The 12,371-nt window shown below is 62.7% G+C and carries 6 protein-coding genes; 4 read left to right on the top strand and 2 right to left on the bottom strand.

Translation table 11 applies throughout. The features are described from left to right. Positions 1-130: 130 nt before the first annotated feature. Together KR227_RS06795 and KR227_RS06790 are read right to left on the bottom strand one after the other, a co-directional pair. A complete protein-coding gene (locus KR227_RS06795) occupies positions 131-967 on the bottom strand; it encodes an aldo/keto reductase (protein WP_218364559.1) in 837 nt (278 codons plus the stop codon). A 19-nt stretch (positions 968-986) separates the two neighbouring features. Then, positions 987-1,778 (bottom strand): DedA family protein, encoded by a 792-nt coding sequence (locus KR227_RS06790; protein ID WP_218364557.1) that lies wholly within the window; start codon positions 1,776-1,778, stop codon positions 987-989. A 274-nt stretch (positions 1,779-2,052) separates the two neighbouring features. Between KR227_RS06790 and KR227_RS06785 the strand changes: the two genes are divergently transcribed. From KR227_RS06785 to KR227_RS06770, 4 genes are all read left to right on the top strand, one after another. After that, positions 2,053-3,036, top strand: a complete 984-nt coding sequence (locus KR227_RS06785; protein ID WP_218364555.1) for a DUF3068 domain-containing protein — start codon at positions 2,053-2,055, stop codon at positions 3,034-3,036. 358 nt (positions 3,037-3,394) lie between these two features. Further along, complete coding sequence (locus KR227_RS06780; protein WP_218364553.1) at positions 3,395-6,892, top strand: DNA-directed RNA polymerase subunit beta; 3,498 nt, start codon at positions 3,395-3,397, stop codon at positions 6,890-6,892. A 144-nt stretch (positions 6,893-7,036) separates the two neighbouring features. Further along, positions 7,037-11,053, top strand: coding sequence for a DNA-directed RNA polymerase subunit beta' (locus tag KR227_RS06775; RefSeq protein WP_218364551.1), 4,017 nt, complete (start codon positions 7,037-7,039; stop codon positions 11,051-11,053). 212 nt (positions 11,054-11,265) lie between these two features. Then, positions 11,266-12,105 carry a hypothetical protein gene (locus KR227_RS06770; RefSeq protein WP_218364549.1) on the top strand — a complete coding sequence of 280 codons (840 nt, stop codon included), beginning with the start codon at positions 11,266-11,268 and terminating at the stop codon, positions 12,103-12,105. Positions 12,106-12,371: the final 266 nt, after the last annotated feature.

The raw sequence follows: 12,371 nt of genomic DNA, 5'->3' as shown, positions 1-12,371 counted from the left end.
TGACGGAACCGTAGGTAGTTTTCACCAAGAAGGGGGTATGGCGCGGTGGGCGGTGCGCGCCCCGGATATAGCAGCGCCGGCCGCCCCAGTATTCGGGGTGACCGGTGCTCAGGGCAGCGCGGGGCGCAGCCTAAAACTCCTCATAGACTGCGGGGTCTTGGGCTTTACGACGCCCATCCGCCCGGCCCAGCGCCGTGATGGACTCTACCTCGGCCGCATCCAAGGTGATCTCCAGAGCGGCCAGGTTCTCCTGCTGCCGCTGCAGGGAACTGGCCTTCGGAATGGCGAGTGCGCCGATGGCGCGATGCCAGGCGAGAACGACCTGCGCCGGGGTCGCATCATGGGCGCGGGCGATCTCTGTCAGCACCGGTTCCTCGAGTACCTCGCCGCGGTTGAGCGGGCTCCACGACTGGGTGATGATGCCGCGCTCGCGGTGATAGGCGCGGGCCTCGACCTGGGGAAAGTAGGGGTGCAATTCGATCTGGTTCACTGCGGGAAGCTCGCCGGTGGCGGCTTCTACCTGCTCGAGGTGCTCCGGCAGGAAATTGCACACGCCGATGTGGCGAATGAGTCCCTTATCCCGCGCGGCCATGAGCCCGCGGTAGGCGTCGATAAACAGCCCCTGCGAGGGATTGGGCCAGTGGATCAAATACAGATCAATAAAGTTCCGTCCCAAGCGATAGAGGGACTCTTCCACGCAGGTGACGGCGTCGCTGTGATAGCGCCCCGGCAGCTTGGAGGTAATGAGCAGCTCCGAGCGAGTGGCGCTGCCATCTGCACGCAGCGCGGTGCGCACCGCCCTGCCCACGGTGCCCTCATTCTCGTAGTTATAGGCGCTGTCTACGAGCCGATACCCCGCAGAGATAGCGGAGCGAATGGACTCCACTCCCGCCGCGCCTTTGAGCTTATAGGTGCCCAAGCCCTGCACGGGCAGCCGTAGTCCAGAATGTGATCGAAAGGTATCCATGGCGCCAGCCTACCGACAGCTAGACGGGGCGGCTCTTGGAGCGGCGAGCCGAGATCACAGCAAAGACCACCAAAGCAAGCGTGATCCACAGGGCATAGCGATTGATCTGATCCACCACCCCGATCACCTGCTCGCCATAGCGGATACCGATATAGGCAAAGATGCTGTTGCGTACCAGCACGCCGGCGGCGTTGACCGCCAGAATCATGCGGAAGGATACTCCGCGGATGGTGGCCAAAAGATTCGCGATGAGGCGAATCGGCATGAAGGGAATATAGGAGATAAAGATCGCGCCCAGCAGCAGGGGAGGACTCAGCCGCCCCAGACGGTCCAACCAGGTGCGCATCCGTGGCGACTGTTCCACCACCATGGCGAGGTATTCGCGGCCCCACCAGCGGCCAATCATCCACCACAGGGGGATGGAGCGCAGCCCGCCCACCAGGGCGCACACCACGATCACCCACGCGGCAGTGCCACCCACGGTGGACTGGGCGCCGCCAATAATCGCGGAGGTATAGCCGCCCACGAGCAGCGCATAAGGGAGCGGATTGTTGAGCAGCCACACCCGAAGCGGGATCATCGCCAGGCTCAGCATCATATCCGCGAAGAGATAGACAAAAAGCCACTTATCGCGCGTCGTCGGCGAGGCAATAAACGCCGGGGTGGGCGGGGTCGAGCTCTCGTCGTCCGAGTCGCCGGGGCCGGCGCTGCTGGGGGCGGCGGCGCTATCGGGCTGCTGCTGGGCGGCGTGATCGGCGCGCGCCTGCTCCTCAGGGTGCTGAGGCTGGTGCTGAGGATGGGGATCAGACACGGCGCAGAAAACGTCCTTCCATACAACGAGGTCAGTGGCAATAGTGGGAGGAAAACGAGCGCTTCGGGCGGCGGCGCTCAGATACTAGGGCAAGCCTACAAGATGGCCCGGACACCGCCTGGTTCAGACACTGCCGCCGTGCGCATGGCCGCGGTGCTCTCCTCGCCTTCGGAGCAGGAGGGGAGAGGGCCCCGTGCCTGAGATAGCCGGGGTGGTGCGCTGCGCATGCGCCTCGGTCCCACTGCGCAAAGGGCGGCGGCTACACTCTTTAGGCATGCTGCCAAAGTCTCGCATCGCCGCCTCCCTTGTTCTCGGGTTGGCCGCCGCCCTCATCGCGGCGGGGCTCTTTTTGCCGCGCGCACTGCACACCGATTCCCGCATCGCCCTCGACACGGGCCCGGTGACGTGGACGCTTCGCGATGACACGGCACAGTCACGGCTGCTCAGCTCGCCCGAGGGACGGGTACTGGATGCGCCGGTGACCAAGCAGGTGCACTTTGAGTTCGTAGATCCCGCCGATGCGGACACCGTCACCGTCAAAGCCGGCTCGACGCTCATGCGCGAGTCCCGCCAGGCGGACCAAGACCGCCTGATCACCGCCGATATCACCAGCTATCGCATGAACCGGCTCACGGGGCTCGCGAGCTCCCCTGCCACCGTGGCGGATCAAATGGCCAGCCCCACCCGCAGCTTTGATATCGGCGGCCAGTGGCTCAAGTTCGAGCCCAACCCCGCCAATCACGGCCTGGAATTCTATGACTCCACCCTGCGCCGCTCTTTTCCTCTGGAGTTTGTGGAGAACTCCGAGATCGCCGGCCGTGAGGTGAAGGTCTATCACCAGTACATCGAGCCGCAGAACGTGGCGCAGTCCTACCCCGGAATCTTCAACACCGCACGGCTGCAGGATGACTCGGCCGGCTATCTCTACCACGAGGTCGATCGCCGGATCTCTGTGGACGTCGAGAGCGGCTTGGTGCTCAATATCGAGGAGAATATTAACGACTTCTACGCCGACGCCAAGCGGGAAAAACCCGAGTTGGTGCTGGTGGGAGAGTTCCGCATGAGCGAGGAGAACCAGCAGGCACTCGCTGCCGCCGCGGAGCACACGCGCGGTGGACAGGGTATTCGGATCGCGGGCTGGGTGCTGCTAGGATGCGGTGAAGCTCTGGCGCTCCTAGCGCTCATCGGGGTATTTATCGGCGGACGCCGGGCGCGCCGGGAACAGGCGGGCCGTGAGGAGGTCGGCACCGGCGCGTGAGATTTTCACGCTGCCACCTCGATCCACTCCGATGTTTATACAGGCCGCCTGCGGCGTGAATGCCAGTCTCAGCACTGCTGTCCCATTCGCCTCATCGCCCACGGCCTTTACAAGCGTGCAGCTGTGGTATAAGCTGATTCTTTGCGCTGGAATCCGTCGACCCCAGATTTTCACGAGACCTTGTTTAAATGGTTTGGAAAAACCGAATTGACAAGGTCGTTTAGTGCTATCGCGGCCGGTTGGGCGAGGTTCCTATAGCAGACCGAAATGCTCAAAGTTAGCGGCGGCTCGGGGCTAGGCATTGGTGTGTGTCCCACTATTAACACACTGAAGCACATCCCTGTAGTTGTCGCGTGAGGTGCTGGAAGGACGCATCTTGGCAGTCTCCCGCCAGACCAAGTCAGTGGCCGAAATCCCCGGAGCTCCGAAGCGATATTCATTCGCGAAAATTCAGGAGCCCATCGCGCTGCCGGGTCTACTCGACCTACAGCTCGAATCCTTTGCTTGGCTTATTGGCACGCCCGAGTGGCGCGCCCGTCAACAGGCCGAGGCACCCGAGGGTGCCCGTATTACCAGTGGTCTTGAGGACATCCTGGAAGAGTTGTCCCCGATTCAGGACTACTCCGGCAACATGTCTTTGTCGCTCTCGGAGCCGCGCTTCGAGGACGTGAAGAACACCGTTGATGAGTCCAAGGATAAGGACATCAACTACTCCGCTCCGCTGTATGTGACAGCCGAGTTCATTAACAATGAAACGCAGGAGATCAAGTCCCAGACGGTCTTCATCGGCGACTTCCCGATGATGACCGACCGTGGCACGTTCATCGTCAACGGCACCGAGCGTGTCGTGGTCTCGCAGCTCGTGCGTTCTCCCGGTGTGTACTTCGATCGCACCATCGATAAGTCCACCGAGCGTCCCCTGCACTCGGTGAAGGTTATTCCTTCCCGTGGCGCATGGCTCGAGTTCGACGTGGATAAGCGCGATAGCGTCGGCGTGCGTATCGACCGTAAGCGTCGTCAGCCCGTCACCGTGCTGCTCAAGGCCCTTGGTTGGACCACCGAGCAGATCACGGAGCGCTTCGGTTTCTCCGAGCTGATTATGTCCACCTTGGAGAATGACACTGTCTCCAACACCGATGAGGCACTGCTGGAGATCTACCGCAAGCAGCGCCCGGGCGAGCAGCCGACCCGCGATCTCGCGCAGTCCCTGCTGGACAATAGCTTCTTCAAGCCCAAGCGTTATGACTTGGCCAAGGTGGGCCGCTACAAGGTCAACCGCAAGCTCGGCCTCACCGGTGCTGATGAGCGCACGATGACCCTCACCGAAGAGGACATCGCCACCACCATCGAGTACCTGGTGCGCCTGCACGCCGGCGAGACCTCCATGGTCTCCCCGGACGGCGTGGAGATCCCGATCGATACCGACGATATCGACCACTTCGGTAACCGTCGTCTGCGTACCGTTGGCGAGCTCATCCAGAACCAGGTCCGCGTGGGCCTGTCCCGTATGGAGCGCGTGGTCCGCGAGCGCATGACCACCCAGGACGCGGAGTCCATCACTCCGACCTCCCTGATCAACGTGCGCCCCGTGTCGGCTGCCATCCGCGAGTTCTTTGGCACCTCTCAGCTCTCGCAGTTCATGGACCAGAACAACTCCCTGTCTGGTCTGACCCACAAGCGTCGTCTCTCCGCGCTCGGCCCGGGTGGTCTGTCCCGTGAACGCGCCGGCATTGAGGTGCGCGACGTGCACCCGTCTCACTATGGCCGTATGTGCCCGATTGAGACCCCTGAGGGCCCGAACATCGGTCTGATCGGTTCGCTCTCCTGCTATGCCCGCGTGAACCACTTCGGCTTCATCGAAACCCCCTACCGCAAGGTGGAGGACGGCAAGCTCACCGACGAAATCGTTTACCTCACCGCCGATGAAGAGGATCGCGCCGCCGTGGCGCAGGCCTCTCTCCGCGTGGATGAGGAGGGCACGATTCTCGACTCCCGCATCGAGGTGCGCGTGAAGGACGGCGACATTGAGGTCGTGGGTCCTGAGGGCGTGGACTACATGGATATCTCCCCGCGCCAGATGGTGTCGGTGGCGACCGCCATGATTCCCTTCCTCGAGCACGACGACGCCAACCGTGCCCTCATGGGTGCGAACATGCAGCGTCAGGCTGTGCCGCTGGTGCGTTCCGAGTCCGCCTATGTGGGCACCGGTATGGAGCTGCGCGCCGCCTATGACGCCGGCGACCTGGTGATCAACAACAAGGCCGGCGTGGTCGAGAACGTCTGCGCCGACTTCATCACCGTGATGGCTGATGACGGCACCCGCGAGACCTACATGCTGCGCAAGTTCGAGCGCACCAACCAGGGCACCTGCTACAACCAGCGCCCCTTGGTGAACCTCGGGCAGCGTGTGGAAGAAGGCGAAGTGCTGGCCGACGGCCCCGGCACCCACGAGGGCGAAATGGCCCTCGGCCGCAACCTGCTGGTTGCGTTCATGCCGTGGGAAGGCCACAACTACGAGGACGCCATCATCCTCAACCAGCGTCTGGTGGAAGAGGACGTTTTGACCTCGATCCACATCGAGGAGCACGAGATCGATGCCCGCGACACCAAGCTCGGTGCCGAGGAGATCACTCGCGAGATCCCGAACGTCTCTGAGGATGTGCTCAAGGACCTCGACGAGCGCGGTATCGTGCGCATCGGCGCCGATGTCCGCGACGGCGACATCCTGGTGGGCAAGGTCACCCCGAAGGGTGAAACCGAGCTGACCCCGGAGGAGCGCCTGCTGCGCGCCATCTTCGGTGAGAAGGCCCGCGAGGTGCGCGACACCTCCATGAAGGTGCCGCACGGTGAAACCGGCAAGGTTATCGGCGTGCGTCGCTTCTCCCGCGAGGACGACGACGATCTCTCCCCGGGCGTGAATGAGATGATCCGCGTGTACGTGGCTCAGAAGCGCAAGATCCAGGACGGCGATAAGCTCGCCGGCCGCCACGGTAACAAGGGCGTGGTGGGCAAGATCCTGCCCGCCGAGGACATGCCCTTCATGGCCGATGGCACCCCGGTGGACATCATCCTGAACACCCACGGTGTGCCCCGTCGTATGAACATTGGTCAGGTGCTCGAGGTGCACTTGGGCTGGCTGGCAGCCGCTGGTTGGAAGATCGACCCCGAGGACGAGAAGAACGCCCAGCTGCTCAAGACTCTCCCCGAGGAGCTGTACGACGTTCCCGCCAACTCGCTCACCGCGACCCCGGTGTTCGACGGCGCCTCCAACGAGGAGCTGGCTGGTCTGCTGGCCAACTCGCGCCCGAACCGCGATGGCGATGTACTCATCGACGGCGACGGCAAGGCTCGACTCTTCGATGGTCGTTCCGGCGAGCCCTTCCAGCACCCGATCTCGGTCGGCTACATGTACATGCTGAAGCTGCACCACCTGGTGGATGAGAAGATCCACGCCCGCTCCACCGGCCCGTACTCCATGATCACCCAGCAGCCGCTGGGCGGTAAGGCACAGTTCGGTGGCCAGCGCTTCGGTGAGATGGAGGTGTGGGCTATGCAGGCCTATGGCGCCGCCTACACCCTGCAGGAGCTGCTCACCATCAAGTCCGATGACGTGGTGGGTCGTGTGAAGGTCTACGAGGCGATCGTCAAGGGCGATAACATCCCCGATCCTGGCATCCCCGAGTCCTTCAAGGTGCTGCTCAAGGAGCTGCAGTCGCTGTGCCTGAACGTGGAGGTTCTCTCCGCCGATGGCACTCCGATGGAGCTGGGCACTACCGACGATGATGAGTTCGATCAGGCCGGTGCCTCCCTGGGCATCAACCTTTCTCGCGACGAGCGCTCGGACGACATCGCCTAAAAATACGGTGCTTTCATTCCCACCAGCTCCGGCGCGGCCACAGGCCACGCCGCGAGCTCGGGGAATAAGCGCAAGAAACTGACACTTCAAGTTCTTTACAAAAACTACGACACCCCACCACCGCGTGGGGGAAAGGGAGTTTGCGTGCTCGACGTCAACTTCTTCGACGAGCTCCGTATTGGTCTGGCCACCGCCGACGATATCCGTCGTTGGTCCAAAGGCGAGGTCAAGAAGCCGGAGACCATTAACTACCGCACCCTCAAGCCGGAAAAGGACGGCCTCTTCTGTGAGCGCATCTTCGGTCCTACCCGCGACTGGGAGTGCGCCTGCGGCAAGTACAAGCGCGTCCGCTACAAGGGCATCATCTGTGAGCGCTGCGGCGTTGAGGTGACCAAGTCCAAGGTGCGCCGCGAGCGTATGGGCCACATTGAGCTGGCCGCGCCCGTGACTCACATCTGGTACTTCAAGGGCGTTCCCTCTCGCCTGGGCTACCTTCTGGACCTCGCTCCGAAGGACCTGGAGCGCATTATTTACTTCGCTGCCAACATCATCACCTCGGTGGACGATGAGGCACGCCACGCCGACCTGACCACTCTGGAAGCTGAGATGCTGCTGGAGAAGAAGGACGTGGAGGCCGATGCCGAGTCTGAGATCGCTGAGCGCGCTCAGAAGATGGAAGAGGACCTCGCGGAGCTGGAAGAGGCCGGTGCGAAAGCCGATGCCCGCCGCAAGGTGCAGAATGCTGCCGAGAAGGAAATGCAGCATATCCGCGAGAAGGCCGAGCGGGAGATCGATCGTCTCGACGAGATCTGGCAGACCTTCACCAAGCTGGCCCCGAAGCAGATGATCATCGACGAGACCATCTACGAAGAGCTCGTCGATCGCTACGAGGATTACTTCACCGGCGGTATGGGCGCCGAGGCCATCCAGACCCTCGTGCGTAACTTCGACCTCGACGCCGAGGCCGAGAGCCTCCGCGAGATCATCAATAACGGCAAGGGCCAGAAGAAGATGCGTGCCCTCAAGCGCCTGAAGGTGGTTGCCGCCTTCCAGCGCTCGGGTAACGATCCGGCTGGCATGGTGCTCGACTGCATCCCGGTGATCCCGCCGGAGCTGCGCCCGATGGTGCAGCTCGACGGTGGCCGCTTCGCCACCTCGGATCTCAACGACCTCTACCGTCGTGTGATCAACCGCAATAACCGCCTCAAGCGCATGATCGATCTCGGCGCGCCCGAGATCATCGTGAACAACGAGAAGCGCATGTTGCAGGAGTCCGTGGACGCGCTCTTCGACAACGGCCGTCGTGGCCGCCCCGTCACCGGCCCGGGCAACCGTCCGCTGAAGTCTCTGTCTGACCTGCTCAAGGGCAAGCAGGGCCGCTTCCGTCAGAACCTGCTGGGTAAGCGCGTGGACTACTCCGGTCGTTCCGTGATTATCGTTGGTCCGCAGCTGAAGCTGCACGAGTGTGGTCTGCCGAAGCTCATGGCCTTGGAGCTGTTCAAGCCCTTCGTGATGAAGCGTCTGGTGGAGCACGACTACGCCCAAAACATCAAGTCCGCGAAGCGCATGGTGGAGCGCCAGCGCCCCGAGGTGTGGGATGTGCTGGAAGAGGCCATCTCCGAGCACCCGGTGATGCTTAACCGCGCCCCCACCCTGCACCGCCTGGGTATTCAGGCCTTCGAGCCAGTGCTCGTCGAGGGTAAGGCTATTCAGCTGCACCCGCTGGCCTGTGAGGCCTTCAACGCCGACTTCGACGGTGACCAGATGGCTGTGCACCTGCCGCTGTCCGCCGAGGCTCAGGCCGAGGCCCGCATCCTGATGCTCGCCTCGAATAACATCCTGTCCCCGGCCTCCGGTAAGCCGCTGGCTATGCCGCGTCTGGACATGGTGACCGGCCTGTACTACCTGACCCTGGAGAAGACCCCGGATCAGCTCGGTGGCGAAGGCGCCTACAGCGCTGCCACCGAGGATGGCCCCGAGCAGGGCGTGTACTCCTCCTACGCGGAGGCCATCATGGCCCGCGACCGTGGCGTATTGGGGCTGCAGGCCCCGATCAAGGTGCGTATCTCGCACCTGCGCCCGACCGCCGAGGTCGAGGCGGAGCACTTCCCCGATGGCTGGCAGCCCGGCCAGGTGTGGACCGCCCACACCACGCTGGGACGCATCATGTTCAACGAGCTGCTGCCGTGGAACTACCCGTACCTTGAGGGCATCATGGTGCGTAAGGGTGGCGGCCAGGACAAGATCATGCTCGGCGATGTGATTAACGATCTCGCTGCCAAGTACCCCATGATCACCGTGGCCCAGACCATGGACAAGATGAAGGACGCTGGTTTCTACTGGGCAACCCGCTCCGGTGTGACCATCACCATGTCCGACGTGCTGGTGCTTCCGAACAAGCACGAGATTCTCGAGCGCTACGAGGCCTCGGCCCGAGAGATCGAGAAGAAGTACTGGGAGAAGGGTGCTCTCACCCCGCGTGAGCGCTACGACCGTCTGGTGGAGCTGTGGAAGGACGCCACCGACACCGTGGGTCAGGCCGTGGAGGACCTCTACCCGGACGAGAACCCGATTCCGATGATCGTGAAGTCGGGCGCCGCCGGTAACATGCGTCAGATCTGGACCCTGGCCGGTATGAAGGGCATGGTTGTGAACTCGAAGGGTGACTACATCACCCGCCCGATCAAGACCTCCTTCCGTGAGGGCCTGTCGGTGCTCGAGTACTTCAACAACTCCCACGGTTCCCGTAAGGGCCTGGCCGATACCGCGCTGCGTACCGCCGACTCGGGTTACCTGACCCGTCGTCTGGTGGACGTCGCCCAGGATGTGATTGTGCGCGAGGATGACTGCGAGACCCGCCAGGGTATTCGCGTGGCCATCTCCGAGCCGGTCACCGATGCTGCCGGCGAGATCACCGGCTACACCCCGGATCCGCTCAACGAGACCAGCGTGTATGGCCGCGTGCTCGCCGCCGATGCCACCACCGACGAGGGCGAGGTTGTGCTGCCCGCCGGTACCTACATCGGCGAAGAGGAAGTGACTACCCTCATCGATGGCGGCATCCAGGTCATCAAGCTGCGTTCGGTGCTCACCTGTGAAACTCCGGCCGGCGTCTGCGCCAAGTGCTATGGCAAGTCCATGGCCACCGGTAAGCAGGTGGAGATCGGCGAGGCTGTCGGTATTATCGCCGCCCAGTCGATTGGTGAGCCCGGTACCCAGCTGACCATGCGTACCTTCCACCAGGGTGGTGTCGGTGGCGACATCACCGGCGGTCTGCCCCGTGTGCAGGAGCTCTTCGAGGCCCGTGTGCCGAAGAACCGTGCTCCAATCGCCTCGGTGGCTGGTTCCGTCAAGCTGGAAGACACCGGTAACTTCTACACCCTCACCATCGTGCCGGACGACGGCTCCGATGATGTGGTCTACGAGAAGCTCTCCAAGCGTCAGGGCCTGGCCCAGGTGCGCGTACCCATGGAGTCCAACCCGCAGTCCACCATCGAGCGCACCCTGCGCGAAGGTGACCGAGTGGAAGTGGGTCAGCGCCTGCTCCGCGGCCCGGCCGATCCGCACGATGTGCTCGAGCACCTCGGCCGACGCGGCGTCGAAAAGCACCTTATTGATGAGGTGCAGGCGGTGTACCGCACCCAGGGTGTGGCGATCCACGATAAGCACATCGAGATCATCATCCGCCAGATGCTGCGCCGCGGCACCGTGATCGAGTCCGGCTCCACCGAGTTCCTTCCCGGTACCTTGGTGGACCTCTCCGAGGCGAAGGCTGCCAACCTCGAGGCCCGCAAGTCGGGCGGCGAGGCCGCACAGCTCCGCAGCGAGATCATGGGTATCACCAAGGCCTCGCTGGCTACCGAGTCGTGGCTGTCCGCCGCGTCCTTCCAGGAGACCACCCGTGTGCTCACCGATGCCGCTATTAATAAGCGCTCGGACAAGCTCATTGGCCTCAAGGAGAACGTGATCATCGGTAAGCTGATCCCGGCCGGCACCGGTATTTCGCGCTACCGCAACATTGCGGTCAAGCCCACCGAAGCCGCCAGCAGCCCGGCGTACTCGATCTCGCCCTTCGGCGATGCGATCTACGATCCGGACGGAAGCTACCAGGAGTTCACCGGCGCCAATGTGCCGCTGGAGGATACGAACTACCACGCCTAGTTCGGCCCTCGGTCTGCATCAGTACACAGCCCTTCTACCTTTCATCACCGTCACCTAGTTCGGCGGGGAGCGGCTCCTCAAAGTGGGAGAGGAGCCCTCCCATCACCGCTGAGTATGAGGACGGCCGGAATGGGTAGGAGGGCTGTTCTGTGTGTTACGACACCTACGGTCTAAGCTAGTGCCGAACCCGGAGCACACAGACAAGGTGAGATATGAGAATTTTATGGCCGTTGCGCGGCGGAATGGCGGTGATCGCGGCGTGCGCCCTCGCCGGCTGCACCATCGGTATGGACCCCGACAGCCCCGTCACAGAGTCCAGTTCTTCGAGTTCACGGCCCTCCTCCTCATCCACTCGCGCCGAGGTTCCGCGCATCGATCATGCAGCGCTTGACGACGCTGTCTCGCAGCTAGAGAAACGCTATGGCCCCGTGGGTATCGCCGTCGATGGCGAGGTGCATGGCAGCCTCACCACGGGAGCCGCATGGTCCACCTCCAAGGTGGCCATCGCCATTGCCGCCGAGCGCGCCGGTGTGGCTGATCCGAGTGTGGTGGAGGCAGCTATCGCGGTCTCGGACAATGCCGCGGCAGAGATTCTGTGGAATGCCATCGGCGGTGGGGAAGAAGCGGCCCTCGCGGCCAACGAGGTGCTGCGCGATGGCGGCGATACCGAGACCGATTACAACGCCTTCCACCAGGGCCAATTCACCCCTTATGGCCAGACCGAGTGGGCGTTGAAGGATCAGGTGCGTTTCGGTGCCAGCCTGCCCACCCTGGAAGGGGCAGAAACCACCTACGAGGCCATGGGTGATAGTGCTGAGCACCAGCCCTATGGGCTTGCCGTCCTGCCCGAACCGCGTTTCAAGGGCGGCTGGGGCCCCGATGATGCTGGGCGCTATCTCGTGCGCCAATTCGGGATCGTGCTGGGCCCCGATAACCAGGACCTGCCGATCGCCATCATGGCCGAGCCTAAGGATGGCAGCTATGAATCCGGGCAAGAGGCGCTCACGGCGCTTGCTCGGGAGCTCAAAGATAGCGCGCACACCAAGAGCTAAGCCGCGGAATTACTCCTCGATGGGAAGCGGTGCTCAGCGATTCTGCAGGTGGGGCGCTTGATTGTGGGATGGGTGTGAACTATACTTGCCCAAGCTTGAAAAAGATTTTTTGGGCGGCTTGCCATACAGTGCCTGTGTGCTGCAAGAACCATCCCTGACACACCACCCAGTAGGCCAGCGAGAGCGGCTGACTGGGTTTGCCGTGTCTTGATTATTGGCTCTTTCATCGCCGGGTTGCGATGGCAAGGAAAAAATAAAGAGAACAC

It is taken from the genome of Corynebacterium sp. TAE3-ERU30 (assembly GCF_019209925.1).
GTDB lineage: Bacteria > Actinomycetota > Actinomycetes > Mycobacteriales > Mycobacteriaceae > Corynebacterium > Corynebacterium megadyptis.
This window is presented reverse-complemented; position numbering and strand designations above follow the sequence as displayed.